This window comes from Flavobacterium sp. (assembly GCF_035195345.1).
Classification (GTDB): domain Bacteria; phylum Bacteroidota; class Bacteroidia; order Flavobacteriales; family Flavobacteriaceae; genus Flavobacterium.
On sequence record NZ_CP136574.1, the window covers coordinates 271,227 to 285,607 of the forward strand.

The following is a 14,381-nucleotide window of genomic DNA, read 5'->3' on the forward strand; positions in this document are numbered from 1 at the left end:
TTAAAAATACTAAGCAAAGTAATTCTTTTTAGATATTATGAAACTATTACAAATTTTGTTAATAAATTTGGAGACCTTTAAATTTAAATTGTTTAAACTTCAATTGTTGTTGTACTGCAATTTTATTAAGAAGATTAGCAAAATTTAGGTAAAGGACAATCAATAACAACCATATTTCCAAGCCAGTTTAAAAAATGAATAACACATTAAATAATTATACAGACAGAGAAAAAAGTTGGTTAACATTCAATGCCCGAGTACTTCAAGAAGCTAATGACGAAAATGTTCCTTTATTAGATAGATTTCGATTCCTTGGAATTTTTTCAAATAATTTAGATGAATTTTTTAGAGTGCGTTATGCAGCAATCCGAAGAATGAGTTTTGAAACTGTTGAAACCGAAAAAATATTAGGTGTTCCTGCTGAACAATTGCTTAAAGAAATTACAGGAATTGTTATTGAACAGCAATCTGAAAGTTTGCGTATTTTAACCGAAATCGAAAAAAAATTAGAAAAGGAAAACATCTTTATTATTAATGAAAATCAAGTAACAAAAGAACAAGAAATTTTTATACATGATTTTTTTATTCAAAACGTAAGTCCGGCGGTTGTTACCATCATGTTGAATAATTTGGAGGAATTTCCTTTATTAAAAGATACTTCGGGTTATTTAGCGGTTAAACTTGTTTTAAAATCAGATAATTCTACTAATAACATTATATATGCTGTTGTAGAAATTCCTAATACAATTAATCGATTTGTTGTTTTACCATCAAACTCAAATAAGCAGTATATTGTTCTTTTAGATGATGTTATTCGACTTAACTTAAATAATATATTTAATATATTTGATTATGAAAGTATTTCAGCTCACATGATTAAAATCACTCGAGATGCGCAGTTAGAGTTTGATAGTGATTTGAGTAAAAGTTTGATGGAAAAAATATCAAATTCGGTTAAAGAGCGAAGAGTTGGCGAACCTGTTCGCTTTGTATACGATCAAGCGATTGGTAAGGATACCTTGGAATTTTTTCTAAAAGGAATGAATATTTTAAGTTCAGACAGTATTATTCCAGGCGGAAGATATCATAATCGAAGAGATTATATGAATTTCCCAAATTTAGGTAGATATGATTTGTTATACCGTGAAAATCATCCGCTACCAATCCCAGGATTATCTTTAGAAGGTAGTATTTTAGAGCGAATTAAAAAGAAGGATTATTTACTTTATGCTCCCTACCAATCATTTTCCTACATTATCAAGTTTTTGCGTGAAGCCGCATTAGATCCAAAAGTAGCTTCCATAAAAATTACGTTGTATCGTTTAGCTAAGAATTCTCAAATTGTGAGTTCACTTATTAATGCAGCAAAAAATGGCAAAAAAGTAACTGTCCAAATCGAATTACAAGCCCGTTTTGATGAAGAAAGTAATATTTCTTATTCTGAACAAATGCAAACCGAAGGCATTGAATTGATTTTTGGTGTAAAAGGTTTAAAAGTTCATAGTAAAGTATGTGTAATAGAACGATTAGAAGAAGGAAAAGTAAAGCGTTACGGATTAGTTTCAACAGGAAATTTCAATGAAAATTCAGCAAAAATTTATACGGATGTAACTTTGTTTACAAGCAATAACGAAATTTTAAAAGATGTTGCTAAAATATTCGATTTCTTTGATGTGAATTACAGGGTACATCGTTATAAACACTTAATAGTTTCACCACATTATACTCGAAGCCGTTTTAATAAATTAATTGATAGAGAAATTTCTAATGCAATTGCTGGAAAAGAAGCTTACATCAAATTAAAAATGAATAGTATATCCGATTTCAAAATGACGGATAAATTATATGAAGCAAGTAATGCTGGTGTAAAAATACAATTAATTATCAGAGGAATATGTTGTTTAATACCCGGATTAAAGGGTATAAGTGAAAATATTGAAGCTATTAGTATTGTGGATAATTATTTAGAACACTCTAGAATTTATATTTTTGGTAATGCGGGTGATCCTGAAGTTTTCATTTCATCAGCAGACTTTATGACACGTAATTTAGATGCTAGGGTAGAAGTAACCTGTCCAATTTATGATAAAGAAATTAAAAAAGAATTAATTGAAACATTTGAAATTGGTTGGAAAGCCAATGTAAAAGCTAGAATTCATTCTGCTGCATTGTTAAATCAGTATAGAAATCGTGGTGATGAAAAACCATTTAGAGCGCAACTAGAAATGTACAATTATTATCAAAATAAATTAGACGTAATTGCAGAAGAGCTGCAATAATAAAATATAAATGATTACAATAAAAAAATATGCTGCTATTGATATTGGTTCCAATGCCATGAGGCTTTTGGTAACCAATATTGTGGAGCAAGAAGGTTGCAAAACACAGTTCAATAAAAGTTCCTTGGTGCGTGTTCCAATTCGTTTGGGGCAAGATGCTTTTACAGTAGGCGAAATTTCGGAAGAAAATATTGAACGAATGGTTGATGCCATGAAAGCATTTAAGCTATTAATGAAAGTTCATAAAGTAGAACAATATCGTGCTTGTGCAACTTCCGCTATGAGAGAAGCCTACAATGGAAAAGAAGTTGTAGAAATAATCAAGAAAAAAGCCGATATTAAAATTGATATTATAGATGGAAAAAAAGAAGCAGCTATAATTGCAGCATCTGATTTAAAACAATTTATAACTTCAGATAAAGCGTATTTATATGTTGATGTTGGTGGTGGTAGTACTGAATTTTCATTGTTTTTTGAAGGAAACATTATTGCTTCAAAATCATTCAAGAACGGAACGGTTCGTTTGCTAAATAATATGGTTTCTGATATTGTGTGGCAAGAAATTGAAAAATGGATTAAAACAAATACAGAATCTTTTGATAATATTACGCTTATTGGTTCTGGTGGAAATATTAATAAATTATTCAAATTATCTGAGAAAAATCAAGATAAGCCATTGTCATACATGTACGTGCAATCTCAATATCAAAAATTAAACAGCATGACATACGAACAACGCATTGCTGATTTAGGATTAAATCCAGATCGTGCCGATGTAATTATTCCAGCAACGCGTATATATTTAAATGCTATGAAATGGAGTGGTGCACGACATATTTATGTGCCAAAAATTGGATTATCGGATGGTATCGTGAAAGCAATGTATTATGGGAAGATATAAAAACTACACATCCAAATCAAACGTTTTTCGCAATAATTCTATTGTAGGATTGATTTGTTTTAATCGTTCAAATTTTTCTTGAGGTGTAAAAGCATATTTGTTTTCAACCGTTTCATTTACAACAACTTCAATTGTAATGTCGTGATTGTGTAATTTTCCTCTTAAATAGCCTATTAATTCATGGCAACCTGATAAAAACTCTTCTTTTGTACTTTGATTTGGAAGTTCTAGAGTAATGGTGGTTCCATTTAAGCTAGGATCATTCATTTGCATGTAAGTTGCCATCAATCGCTTACCAGCATCTGTCATTTTTTGAGCAAATTTATTCCATTGCAACAACATGTCGATTTCGTTAAATATTTCAGAAGGCAATCCTTCTTTGTGCTTTTGATGCTGATTTTGTTGTGCTTCAAAGTCTTTTTTAGCTTTAATACTTGCTAAAGACAGTGCAGAAACTTTAGTTCCTGTCGGATTTAAATTTGTTAAAACTGGCTTAGGAATTTCTGTAACAATTGGAGTAACTAAATCATTTTGTGTTACCGGATTCTCTGTAACTATAGGTTCGTTTACAACAGTTTCAGCAACTACAACAGGTTTTAATTTTTCAGTAGGAATCTGTGCTTTAACCGATGGAACTTCCGAAATAGAGTAGGAGTTGTTGTTGAAATATTTAGCAGGAATGATAAATTTAGCTACTTTTTTTTTTCTCCATCAAAAGTGATAGAGGCTAGTTGCATTAAGCAAAGTTCAACTAAAAGTCGTTGGTTTTGGCTGACTTTAAATTTTAAATCACATTCGTTTGCCAATTCAATTCCTTTTATCAAGAAATCATGCATTGCTTTGTGTGATTGGGCTGCATATAAGGCTTGAGCTTGTTCTCCAGCTTCTAACAAAGGTAACGTAGCTGGATTTTTACACACTAATAAATCTCTAAAATGCGAAGCTAAACCAGCAATAAAATGATGACCGTCAAAACCTTTTGCTAAAATATCATTGTATGCAACTAATAAATCAGGTATTTTATTTTCTAAAATTAAATCAGTGATTCTGATGTAATATTCAAAATCCAATACATTTAAATTTTCAGTAACAGCTTGTCTTGTCAAGTTATTTCCACAATAGGAAACCACTCTGTCAAAAATAGACAAAGCGTCACGCATAGCACCATCTGCTTTTTGTGCAATAATATGTAATGCATCATCTTCGTAAGCAACGCCTTGTTCTTTGGCAATTTCGGCTAAATGTTCTTTTGCATCTTTGACTGTAATTCTTTTGAAATCAAAAATTTGACAACGTGATAAAATCGTTGGAATAATTTTATGCTTCTCCGTAGTAGCCAAAATAAAAATGGCATGTTTTGGCGGTTCTTCTAATGTTTTCAGGAAAGCATTAAAAGCAGCTTGTGAAAGCATGTGCACCTCGTCAATAATATAAACCTTATATTTTCCAGTTTGCGGAGGTATTCTAACTTGGTCGATTATACTACGTATATCATCAACTCCATTATTAGAAGCGGCATCTAATTCAAAAACATTAAACGAAAAATCTTCGTAAGGGTCATCATAACCTTCTTGATTAATTTTTCGAGCTAAAATTCGGGCACAAGTTGTTTTTCCCACACCACGAGGTCCAGTAAACAATAAAGCTTGTGCTAAATGATTGGTTTCAATAGCATTCAACAAAGTATTGGTAATAGCCTGTTGTCCAACAACATCTTTAAATGTTTGCGGACGGTATTTTCGGGCTGATACTATAAATTGTTCCATAGAATAAATTGATTCACAAATATATAATTTGATAATCCAAAAAGCAAGTTCCAAAATCTAAATTGGGACTAATCTTTATAAAAGTTATTCACAATTTGAAATAATATTAATTAAATTCTAAATTCTAATTTCTAAACTCTAAATTTGCACCGCAGACCGCCTTATCGTCCGTGTGAATGCATGGGAGGAAAGTCCGGACACCAAAGAGTAGCATAGTGGGTAACGCCCATCCTTTCGTTTCGACGAATGAGGACAAGTGCAACAGAAAGTATGTACAGATAATGCTGTAGTGAAACCAGGTAAACTCTATGCGGTGAAATGTCAAGTATATCAACAGTTTCTAAGTAATTAGAATAAGGGCGACTCGTCCGATGTTGAAGGGTAGGCAGCTTGAGCTATATAGTAATGTATAGTCTAGATAAATGATAAGGCTCCGTTTATCGGAGACAGAATCCGGCTTATAGGTCTGCTTTTTTATTTTTGAAGATTTTACCCTTCGTCTTCCTCTTCAATATCTTCTTCTTCGTAGCTTTCAATTTCGTAGAAAGAAAATACAGAACCTCCATAACTCTTCGAAAAAGAGAAATTAGTCATATGATCTAATTTAGTATGTTTTGAATGTTCAACAATCAACATACCTTCTTCGTCTAAGATTTCGTTTTCAAAAATAAGTTGAATTATTTTTTCAAAATTTTCCTGACCTAGATCATACGGAGGGTCAGCAAAAATAATATCATAACTTGATTTGCTCTTTTCTAAATATTTAAATACATCACTTTTAATGACACTGATATCTAAATCTAATTCTGTTGCCGTTTTTTTGATGAAATTTACACATCCCATGTCGCCATCAACACTTGTAATGGGACCCGCACCACGAGAAGCAAATTCGTAACTAATATTTCCCGTTCCAGCAAATAAGTCTAGTACTTTTAATTCATGTAAATTAAAATAGTTATTCAGAATATTGAACAGCGATTCTTTACACATATCGGTAGTAGGGCGGACAGGTAAATTTTTAGGAGCGACTAGTCTACGTCCTTTGTGTTTTCCGGAGATAATTCTCATGAATGATATAATATAAAGTGATTTCGTAAATCTTTGGGAGTAATTTCTAAACTAGATGATTTAGATGTAATATCTAATAATGCACAATTTCGAATGTATTTAAAGGCAATTTTAAAATAAGCATCTTCATCCGAACAATCTCCTAAAATTTGAACCGAAATGGTTTCAGGATTTAATTGTAATTGTTCACATGTAAAAAGTATGTAGTAAATAAAATCTTCTGGAGTATTGTATTGAAAAGAATTAAATAGAAGTAATTGTTGGTTTTTAACCACAACTATTTCAAAATGTTCCTTTTGAAGATGAATGAAAACTTGTTTTTCTTCATTATTTTTAGAAAAATCAAGTAATTGTTTAACTAAAATAGAATTGGAATTTTGGTATTCAAAACTTTCAAATTGGTCTAATAGGAAATTGTTAATATTAATAAAAGGCACGTAAATGTTATTCATTTCGTATGGAAAAATAACATCATAGGTAAAATAATCTGTTTCAAAAACTTTAGTATTGTATTGCAAGTAGCTTGCTAAAAAGTTACTATCAAAAATTGAGGTTGGAACAAAAGTATTTAGGTTATTATCGTGAATAATAGATACATCATCATACGATTTAGTAAGAATAGGGTAATCTATAAAAGCTCGCCACAATTGCTCCTCAACTACTTTGTTTTTTTCAAAATTAATTGATGCTGTACTAATTATTTTATTTGAAATTAAATCAAAGACACAAAAAGAAAGTCCACTCAAGGAAACCTGAATGGACAACTTTTTGTATGTTTTTTGAGTAATGTCGTTATTCGTTATTACCATATTTTTTCGGCCAGTTTCCAGTAAGAGTTACTTCTTCTAGTGAACCTAAAATAATTTGTGGACCATTGATTTCGTCAATAGACTCAACTTTGTTTTCTTGTTTAACCAATTCTTGATCTAAATCTTTCAATAAAGCATTTTTGTCAATAATCGCTTGAAATACTGATATATTCATGTCGCTTCTAGAAACAACTCCAGTTTTCATAACAACAGGCACTTCTACTTGGCCAACTTTGACTATATTTAACCTTTTGTAACGGTCAGAATTTTTAAATAAAGAATCTTTTACAGATACTGAACCTAATTTAGTAATTACAACTTCATCTTTAAAGAAACCTCCAACACCGTCAGCTCCAACTTTAATACCAAAAGCAGCATTTTTTGCAGCATCAATTACAGCAGTATCTCTTCTTGAAATAATTTCAAACTGACCGTTTTCTACAAATTTAATTAATTCTTCAAACGTATCAGCAAATTTTCCATTAACAGATTTGTATCCTGTTTGAAGTTTTTTAATATCTAACATTGTTTTAACAGCAATTTCATAACGAGCTTCTTTTTCGTTTTGAAACGCAATTGGCTTCATGATAGATGAGTATATTAAATATACAAGAAAAATTGAGATACCCCACAATACAGCAGTAAATACTTTCTTATTTCCAGGTGTAACAAATTTATCAATTAGTTTAACCAATGCAAAGATTAAAACAATCAATACGACTAAATAAATAGCAATTTCTAACATTCGATTAATTTATTTTTAGTTAAATAGGTACGCAAATCTACAATTTTTTTTTCTACACAAAAGAATTTCTTGAAAAAATCATCAGTATATTTGAAAAATTAATATTGGATAAATCCATTTTCATGACTTATAAGCTGTTTTACAATTTATTACAAAATAATTTTCCTCATCAACCTACTGAAAAACAAGCAATTTTTTTTCAGAAAATAGCCGATTTTATTTTAAATTCGACTTCTGATGATATTTTTGTACTCAAAGGTTATGCCGGAACAGGTAAAACAACCATAATTTCGACGGTGATTAATAATTTAGCCGATGTAAATATGAGAGCTGTTTTATTAGCTCCAACAGGAAGAGCAGCAAAAGTAATTAGTAATTATTCGGGAAAACCAGCGCATACCATTCATAAGCGGATTTATTTTCCTAAAAAGAATAAAACAGGTGGTGTTAGTTTTACCTTGCAACAAAATAAATTTAAAAACACTCTTTTTATTGTAGATGAGTCTTCAATGATTTCAGATTCCAATCAAGATTCTAAATTGTATGAAAACGGTTCCTTATTGGACGATTTGTTTTTTTATGTAGATGCTGGAAAAAATTGCAAGCTATTACTAATAGGAGATACCGCGCAACTTCCACCTGTAAATATGAGTATAAGTCCTGCTTTGGATATTGATTCACTTTCCCTTCACTACCAAAAAAATGTGCATCATATTGAATTAGACGAAGTAATGCGTCAGGCTGAACATTCTGGGATTTTGTATAATGCCACTGAATTGCGAGAATTATTACATTCCCATTTTATTGATACGTTCCAATTTAAATTAAAAGGATTTAAGGATGTGGTTCGTTTACAAGATGGTTATGACATTCAAGATGCTATTCACCAAGCATATGACAATTATAGTATTGAAGATACTGTGTTTATTTTGCGTTCTAATAAAAGAGCCAATCAATACAACCAACAAATAAGAGCTTCTATTTTATCCAAAGAAAGTGAAATTTCAACCGGAGATTATATGATGGTTGTGAAAAACAACTATTTTTGGTTAAAAGAAGAATCAGAAGCTGGATTTATTGCGAATGGTGATATCATCGAAATTTTAGAAATCAGAAAAATTCAAGAATTATACGGATTCAAATTTGCTACGGTGAAAATCAGAATGGTCGATTATCCTAATCAAATTCCGTTTGATACTGTAATTATGTTGGATACGATTATGAGCGAATCGCCTTCGTTGACGTATGAAGAATCTAATAAATTGTATCAAGAAGTGTTGTTGGATTATGAAGAAGAACGCCAACAATATAAAAAAATGCAAAAAGTAAAAGAAAATCCTTATTTCAATGCACTTCAAGTAAAGTTTTCCTACGCCATAACATGTCACAAATCGCAAGGTGGACAATGGAAAACTGTTTTTATAGAACAACCTTATTTACCTGATGGAATTGATGTTGATTATGTTCGTTGGCTCTACACAGCCATTACACGAGCGGAAGAAAAATTATATTTAATCGGTTTTAAAGATGAGTTTTTTGAAAATTAATACTTTTGTAATCAAAATAAATAAAACATGAAAATAATAGCTGTAATTCCTGCTCGATATGCTTCCACTCGTTTCCCTGCTAAGTTAATGCAAGATTTAGGAGGTAAAACGGTAATTCTTAGAACGTATGAAGCAGCTATTTCAACTAATTTGTTTGATGATGTTTTCGTGGTTACGGATTCCGATTTAATTTACAACGAAATTATCTCGAATGGAGGTAAGGCTATTATGTCTATTAAAGAACACGAAAGCGGAAGCGACCGAATTGCAGAAGCTGTTGAAAATATGGATGTCGATGTCGTAATTAACGTGCAAGGTGATGAACCTTTCATCAACAAAAAACCTTTAGAAGAGTTAATTGAAGTCTTTAAAAAAGATACCGAAAAGAAAGTTGATTTAGGTTCGTTAATGTTTCAAATTATTGATAAAGAAGAAATTAATAATCCGAATAATGTCAAAGTAATTACCGATCAACAAGGTTTTGCATTATATTTTTCACGTTCGGTAATTCCATTTCCAAGGGAAGAGAATGTAGGTGTTCGTTACATGAAACACATCGGAATTTACGCTTTTAGAAAAGAAGCATTAATGGATTTTTACCGTTTGCCAATGTTATCATTAGAAGCATCTGAAAAATTAGAACAACTTCGTTATTTGGAGTATGGAAAACGTATCAAAATGGTAGAAACAACTCACGGTAGCATTGGAATTGACACGCCAGAAGATTTAGAGAAAGCTAGGATTCTATTAAACAATTAGACATCATCATCAAAATATCCTTTGCTTTTTATTTTTGTTGAAAAGAAATTCAAGAATAAAATCACAAATGATAAAAAGAACATTGCTTGTAAACTAACTAAAATTTTACCAAAAGTAGTTACAGGATAATAATCACCATAGCCAATTGAATTAGAACTAATTACACTAAAATAAACTGAATCAAACCAATGTTCAAAAGGTTTGTTCATATTTTCACCAAGCGTATATAACACAGCGAAAGAAACCACTATTTCAATGTAATTAAAGAAAAGAAGTAGCATTGAACGTTTGTAGGAACGAGGTCTCGAAAATAAATCCGAAGCAAAAATCAAAGTAGGGATATACAATACAGTTTCTAATAAGACAAAAACCAATATCCAAATTATGTAATCATTACTTTGCCAACCGTTTATTAGTATTAAAAAAGGGAATATAACTTTAGCTAAAACATATAAATCTATTCCTAAATCCTGATATTCATGACCAATTTTCCCTACAAAATATTTTATGTAAATACCAGGAAACAATAGCTGAGAGGAAGATAAAAACAAACGAACTAATTTTTCAATTCCGTTATCATCTTGATGATCATTATTCCAAATAGATTTAATATTTAGAATTCGTTTTTGAATTGGATTGTATTTTGGAATATAATTATGTCCAACATTACCCACTAATAATTTTTCAAAAAAGTTCATCAGGCTAATTTTTTTATTGTAAATAATTCGTTGTGCTCTTCAATTTTTGGATATAAACGGACAGAATAATTACTGTCAAATTTATTTCTGTAATCAAAATTTCTTTCACTATCATTTTTATTTAAAACCATGGTATTGAATAATATAAATCCATTTACTTTAAGTAAAAAATTAATTCTATTAATAAAAAAATCTTCAAATAAAAAATTTGGCATGGTTGTGTCTTGAAAGATATCAATGATAATTAAATCATATTTTTCTTTGCTTTTCAAAACAAATTCAAAGGCATCATCAATTACAATTGAAACATTATTATATTTTCCCAATCCAAAATATTTTGTGGCTAATTCTACAACAACTGGATCAATTTCTACACCAGTTATTTGTCCCTCAAATTTAATTTCTTTTTTTAAAGTTTCAATTACACTACCACCAGCAACACCAAGCACTAAAATAGATTGAAAATTCCTAATCCTATCATAACCAATATATTTCAATCCTTTTTTTAAAACCCGTTGTAAACTTCCATACGAATAATTAGTGTTTTCAGAATCTAAAACCAAATAACCATTATTCCAAGTCACCTCAAGATTTTTACTATAAACCGATTTTTTTTGATGAATTTTTACAGGAAGTAAAAAACTTAGTAAGCGCTTAATCATGAAACTTTGTTTGTAATCGTAAATATAATTTTATTTTTGCATCAAATACAATCTCATGAAACAAATTATATACAAATTTATTTTCTGTACAATTTTTGGTTGGAAAGTAGTTGGAACAATTACTCCCTTAGTAAAAAAATGTATAATTATTGCTGTTCCACATACTAGTTGGTATGATTTTTTTTTGGGAATATTTTCTAGAGGAATACTGAATATCGAAATTAATTATGTTGCAAAAAAAGAATTATTTGTATTTCCTTTTAATTATTTTTTCACATGGACAGGAGGAAGGCCTTTAAATAGACAAAAAAACGAAAATAAAGTAGATACAATTGCAACTATCTTTTCTGAAAATGATATTTTTAGACTAGCAATTGCACCCGAAGGAACGCGTAAAAAAGTAACTCAATGGAAAACAGGGTTTTATTACATGGCAATAAAAGCGAATGTACCTATTGTTCCCGTGGCATTTGATTATGGAAGAAAGCAAGTTGTTTATCATGAACCATTTTATCCTACAGGAAATATAGAGGCGGATATTAAAATCCTAGAATCGTACTATGTAGGTGTAATTGGAAAAGTTCCACATTTAAGTTACGTGCCTGAAAAATAACTGATTAGTAATACTTCGTCATATCTTTTAAAGTTCTAGTTTTTCTAGAACTTTTTTTACGGCTTATAGTTTTTAAAAGTTCCATTTTTAAAAAACACCACAATTCGCTCAATTTCTTCAGAAGAATTATTTTCTGTTTTAATAGATTCTACAGTATGCTGCTCCATAAGAGTAGAAGGATCCACTTTTTCAACTGTTGAAAATAAATCGGGTTCTGCAAATGACGATTCATTTAAAGATTTAGTTGTTTCCTTGTTTTCTGATGCTTCTAATAAAACTGAATTATTTTCTGACTTAGGAAAAACACCTTTACCATTTAAAATCCAGTATAAATCAATTTCTGGAAAAACCTCAATTACTTTAATGATAAAATCCAAACTAGGTTTGTTTCTGCCAGAGAGTAGGTGAGACAAACTTGATCGTTGTACATTGATTTTATCTGCAAAAGAAGAAGCTGATAAATTATAATAATCGAGTATGATTTCTAAACGTTTAATAAAATCATCGATGTTTACCATTGTAAATAGTTTTTAATTCTTTAGAATTACAAATGTAAACAAACTAAGTTAATTCTACAAGTTTACAGTTGTAAATTCGAAATATATAGTTAATTTATTAGTTTAAAAAAAATGCTTTAACTAATTGATTTTATTAAATTTATTAAAATATATAATTATAGATTAATATTGTAAACTTTAATGTTTTATTAAGCTAGCTTTACCTATTTAGTTTGTTTACAAAAGTAAAATCTATAAGTATTTTGATTGTTTACAAATGTAAAATTAAAGTTGTTTACATTTGTAAATCAAAATTAAGCAATGGATTATTTACAATTAGCAACACACTATTTAGTAGAAGATTTAAAAGGAAAGTATATTCATTTAGATACAATACTTCCTGTTATTGACAGATTAAAATCAGATTTTGAAATTACTGAAATTGGTAAATCTGTTCAAAATAGAAGTATCTATCAAATTAAAATTGGTACAGGTAAAACCAAAATATTAATGTGGTCTCAAATGCATGGAAATGAATCAACGACTACAAAAGGTGTTTTTGATTTTTTTAATTTCTTATTATCCGATGAAAAAGAAGCTTCTCTAATAAAAAAGGAGTATACCTTGTTATGTATTCCAATGCTAAATCCTGATGGAGCCTATCTATATACTAGAGAAAATGCCAGTAATGTTGATTTAAATCGTGATGCATTCAATGCAACACAACCTGAAATGAAAGTCTTACATGCTATTTATAAATCATTTGAGCCTGATTATTGCTATAATTTGCATGATCAAAGAACAATATTTGGTACAGAAGAATTTAATTTACCTGCAACAGTATCTTTTTTATCACCAGCTTTTAATTCAGCCAGAGAATATAATGATGTAAGATTGAAATCAATCACTATAATAAATAAGATGAATAATGTTTTGCAAAACTATATTCCAAATCAAATTGGACGTTTTGATGATGGCTATAATATAAATTGTACTGGAGATTATTTTACTACTCAAAGGACCCCAACAATTCTTTTTGAAGCAGGTCATTATCAAAACGATTACCCGAGAGATCAAGTTCGGAAATATATTTTTATAGCGCTATTGAGTTCGTTCGATGCTATTAACGAAAACGTTATAGTTGACAATGAATTGATTAAATATTTGAATATTCCTCAAAATAACAAATGTTTTTATGATTTTATTTATAAAAATATCAAAATTATTGACAATAGTGAAGAAAAAATAATTAACTTTGTAGCTCAATATAATGAAGTGGTGCAAGATGGTCAGTTAAAATATATTGCAACAATTGATAAATTGGATGATTTGCAAAATTTTAAAGGACATATAGAATACGATTGTGCTTATGGTTTATTTTCTTCGCAAGGATTGAATTATCCTGTTTTGGGAGAAGCAGCCAATTTTTTTATTGATAATTTAACAGAATTTAACAATGGTCTGAAAATTATTTAATAAATTTACTTCATGTTTAAATAAAAATAAAAAAATTAACAATTATTATAAGCACTTATGAGTAAGTTTCGTTTAGATGAAGTAGATCATCAAATTTTGGACATGTTGATTGATAACACGAGAGTTCCTTTTACAGATATTGCAAAAAAACTATTAATTTCTGCAGGAACTGTTCATGTAAGAGTAAAGAAAATGGAAGATGCAGGTATTATCCAAGGGTCTTCATTAACTTTAGATTATGAAAAATTAGGGTATTCTTTCATTGCTTATGTTGGTGTTTTCTTGCACAACACGTCACAAACTAAATTTGTTTTAGAACGTATTAATCAAATTCCGTTTGTCACAGTTGCTCATGTAACTACGGGGAAATTTAATATTTTTTGTAAAATTAGAGCTAAAGATACTAAACACGCTAAAGAAGTTATCTTTATGATTGATGATATTGAAGGTGTTTACAGAACAGAAACAATGATTTCTTTAGAAGAAAGCATTAACGATAAAAAACGATTAATGCATACGATTTTTAAAGAATTGTAAAATTACAAAGCTTCCTTTTGAGGC

The 14,381-nt window shown here is 29.7% G+C and carries 15 protein-coding genes and 1 other RNA gene; 8 read left to right on the forward strand and 8 right to left on the reverse strand.

The features are described from left to right. Positions 1–194: 194 nt before the first annotated feature. Both ppk1 and RSE15_RS01230 read left to right on the forward strand, forming a co-directional pair. Positions 195–2,279, forward strand: a complete 2,085-nt coding sequence (ppk1, locus tag RSE15_RS01225) for a polyphosphate kinase 1 (RefSeq protein ID WP_324069175.1) — start codon at positions 195–197, stop codon at positions 2,277–2,279. Positions 2,280–2,289: 10 nt separating this feature from the next. Next, positions 2,290–3,180 carry a Ppx/GppA phosphatase family protein gene (locus RSE15_RS01230; RefSeq protein ID WP_324069176.1) on the forward strand — a complete coding sequence of 297 codons (891 nt, stop codon included), beginning with the start codon at positions 2,290–2,292 and terminating at the stop codon, positions 3,178–3,180. A 3-nt stretch (positions 3,181–3,183) separates the two neighbouring features. On the opposite strand, the gene RSE15_RS01235 is transcribed toward RSE15_RS01230, so the two are convergent. Next, positions 3,184–3,552: a DUF8439 domain-containing protein gene (locus tag RSE15_RS01235; RefSeq protein ID WP_324069177.1), complete on the reverse strand. Its 369-nt coding sequence runs from the start codon at positions 3,550–3,552 to the stop codon at positions 3,184–3,186. A 320-nt stretch (positions 3,553–3,872) separates the two neighbouring features. Beyond that, the gene (dnaX, locus tag RSE15_RS01240; protein WP_133607073.1) at positions 3,873–4,946 is read right to left on the reverse strand and encodes a DNA polymerase III subunit gamma/tau; all 1,074 of its coding nucleotides are present in this window, start codon (positions 4,944–4,946) and stop codon (positions 3,873–3,875) included. Positions 4,947–5,094: 148 nt separating this feature from the next. Here dnaX and rnpB point away from each other — a divergent pair. Continuing rightward, positions 5,095–5,423: RNase P RNA component class A (rnpB, locus tag RSE15_RS01245), an RNA gene on the forward strand. 12 nt (positions 5,424–5,435) lie between these two features. Here the strand turns inward: rnpB and rsmD are convergent. From rsmD to RSE15_RS01260, 3 genes are read right to left on the reverse strand one after another with little or no spacing between them, the layout of a single operon-like run. Continuing rightward, positions 5,436–6,014 (reverse strand): 16S rRNA (guanine(966)-N(2))-methyltransferase RsmD, encoded by a 579-nt coding sequence (gene rsmD / locus RSE15_RS01250; RefSeq protein ID WP_324069178.1) that lies wholly within the window; start codon positions 6,012–6,014, stop codon positions 5,436–5,438. Beyond that, complete coding sequence (locus tag RSE15_RS01255; RefSeq protein WP_324069179.1) at positions 6,011–6,823, reverse strand: DUF3822 family protein; 813 nt, start codon at positions 6,821–6,823, stop codon at positions 6,011–6,013. Before RSE15_RS01255 ends, rsmD begins: the two co-directional genes overlap by 4 nt. Continuing rightward, the gene (locus RSE15_RS01260; RefSeq protein ID WP_324069180.1) at positions 6,807–7,568 is read right to left on the reverse strand and encodes a hypothetical protein; all 762 of its coding nucleotides are present in this window, start codon (positions 7,566–7,568) and stop codon (positions 6,807–6,809) included. The genes RSE15_RS01255 and RSE15_RS01260 overlap by 17 nt, the downstream gene beginning before the upstream one ends. 122 nt (positions 7,569–7,690) lie before the next feature. On the opposite strand from RSE15_RS01260, the gene RSE15_RS01265 reads away from it, so the two are divergent. Both RSE15_RS01265 and kdsB read left to right on the forward strand, forming a co-directional pair. Then, positions 7,691–9,115, forward strand: a complete 1,425-nt coding sequence (locus RSE15_RS01265; RefSeq protein WP_324069181.1) for an ATP-dependent DNA helicase — start codon at positions 7,691–7,693, stop codon at positions 9,113–9,115. Positions 9,116–9,142: 27 nt separating this feature from the next. Next, positions 9,143–9,874 carry a 3-deoxy-manno-octulosonate cytidylyltransferase gene (kdsB, locus tag RSE15_RS01270; RefSeq protein WP_324069182.1) on the forward strand — a complete coding sequence of 244 codons (732 nt, stop codon included), beginning with the start codon at positions 9,143–9,145 and terminating at the stop codon, positions 9,872–9,874. Here kdsB and RSE15_RS01275 read toward each other — a convergent pair. Further along, entirely contained in the window at positions 9,871–10,572 is a 702-nt protein-coding gene (locus RSE15_RS01275; protein WP_324069183.1) for a potassium channel family protein, read from the reverse strand. The two genes, kdsB and RSE15_RS01275, sit on opposite strands and share 4 nt — an antisense overlap. After that, complete coding sequence (locus tag RSE15_RS01280) at positions 10,572–11,234, reverse strand: spermidine synthase (RefSeq protein WP_324069184.1); 663 nt, start codon at positions 11,232–11,234, stop codon at positions 10,572–10,574. The genes RSE15_RS01275 and RSE15_RS01280 overlap by 1 nt, the downstream gene beginning before the upstream one ends. Positions 11,235–11,289: 55 nt before the next feature. Between RSE15_RS01280 and RSE15_RS01285 the strand changes: the two genes are divergently transcribed. Beyond that, entirely contained in the window at positions 11,290–11,847 is a 558-nt protein-coding gene (locus tag RSE15_RS01285; protein ID WP_324069185.1) for a 1-acyl-sn-glycerol-3-phosphate acyltransferase, read from the forward strand. Positions 11,848–11,903: 56 nt separating this feature from the next. On the opposite strand, the gene RSE15_RS01290 is transcribed toward RSE15_RS01285, so the two are convergent. Then, entirely contained in the window at positions 11,904–12,365 is a 462-nt protein-coding gene (locus tag RSE15_RS01290; RefSeq protein WP_324069186.1) for a helix-turn-helix domain-containing protein, read from the reverse strand. A gap of 300 nt (positions 12,366–12,665) precedes the next feature. On the opposite strand from RSE15_RS01290, the gene RSE15_RS01295 reads away from it, so the two are divergent. Both RSE15_RS01295 and RSE15_RS01300 read left to right on the forward strand, forming a co-directional pair. Beyond that, entirely contained in the window at positions 12,666–13,820 is a 1,155-nt protein-coding gene (locus RSE15_RS01295; RefSeq protein WP_324069187.1) for a M14 family zinc carboxypeptidase, read from the forward strand. Positions 13,821–13,877: 57 nt separating this feature from the next. Further along, positions 13,878–14,357: an Lrp/AsnC family transcriptional regulator gene (locus RSE15_RS01300; RefSeq protein ID WP_026726210.1), complete on the forward strand. Its 480-nt coding sequence runs from the start codon at positions 13,878–13,880 to the stop codon at positions 14,355–14,357. The last annotated feature ends 24 nt before the right edge of the window (positions 14,358–14,381 follow it).

What these genes read in the sequence shown, in the direction of transcription:
- ppk1 (WP_324069175.1), top strand. Translation starts at nt 195, where the DNA reads ATGAATAACACATTAAATAATTATACAGACAGAGAAAAAAGTTGGTTA.
- RSE15_RS01230 (WP_324069176.1), top strand. Translation starts at nt 2,290, where the DNA reads ATGATTACAATAAAAAAATATGCTGCTATTGATATTGGTTCCAATGCC.
- dnaX (WP_133607073.1), bottom strand. Translation starts at nt 4,946, where the DNA reads ATGGAACAATTTATAGTATCAGCCCGAAAATACCGTCCGCAAACATTT.
- rsmD (WP_324069178.1), bottom strand. Translation starts at nt 6,014, where the DNA reads ATGAGAATTATCTCCGGAAAACACAAAGGACGTAGACTAGTCGCTCCT.
- RSE15_RS01255 (WP_324069179.1), bottom strand. Translation starts at nt 6,823, where the DNA reads ATGGTAATAACGAATAACGACATTACTCAAAAAACATACAAAAAGTTG.
- RSE15_RS01260 (WP_324069180.1), bottom strand. Translation starts at nt 7,568, where the DNA reads ATGTTAGAAATTGCTATTTATTTAGTCGTATTGATTGTTTTAATCTTT.
- RSE15_RS01265 (WP_324069181.1), top strand. Translation starts at nt 7,691, where the DNA reads ATGACTTATAAGCTGTTTTACAATTTATTACAAAATAATTTTCCTCAT.
- kdsB (WP_324069182.1), top strand. Translation starts at nt 9,143, where the DNA reads ATGAAAATAATAGCTGTAATTCCTGCTCGATATGCTTCCACTCGTTTC.
- RSE15_RS01275 (WP_324069183.1), bottom strand. Translation starts at nt 10,572, where the DNA reads ATGAACTTTTTTGAAAAATTATTAGTGGGTAATGTTGGACATAATTAT.
- RSE15_RS01280 (WP_324069184.1), bottom strand. Translation starts at nt 11,234, where the DNA reads ATGATTAAGCGCTTACTAAGTTTTTTACTTCCTGTAAAAATTCATCAA.
- RSE15_RS01285 (WP_324069185.1), top strand. Translation starts at nt 11,290, where the DNA reads ATGAAACAAATTATATACAAATTTATTTTCTGTACAATTTTTGGTTGG.
- RSE15_RS01290 (WP_324069186.1), bottom strand. Translation starts at nt 12,365, where the DNA reads ATGGTAAACATCGATGATTTTATTAAACGTTTAGAAATCATACTCGAT.
- RSE15_RS01295 (WP_324069187.1), top strand. Translation starts at nt 12,666, where the DNA reads ATGGATTATTTACAATTAGCAACACACTATTTAGTAGAAGATTTAAAA.
- RSE15_RS01300 (WP_026726210.1), top strand. Translation starts at nt 13,878, where the DNA reads ATGAGTAAGTTTCGTTTAGATGAAGTAGATCATCAAATTTTGGACATG.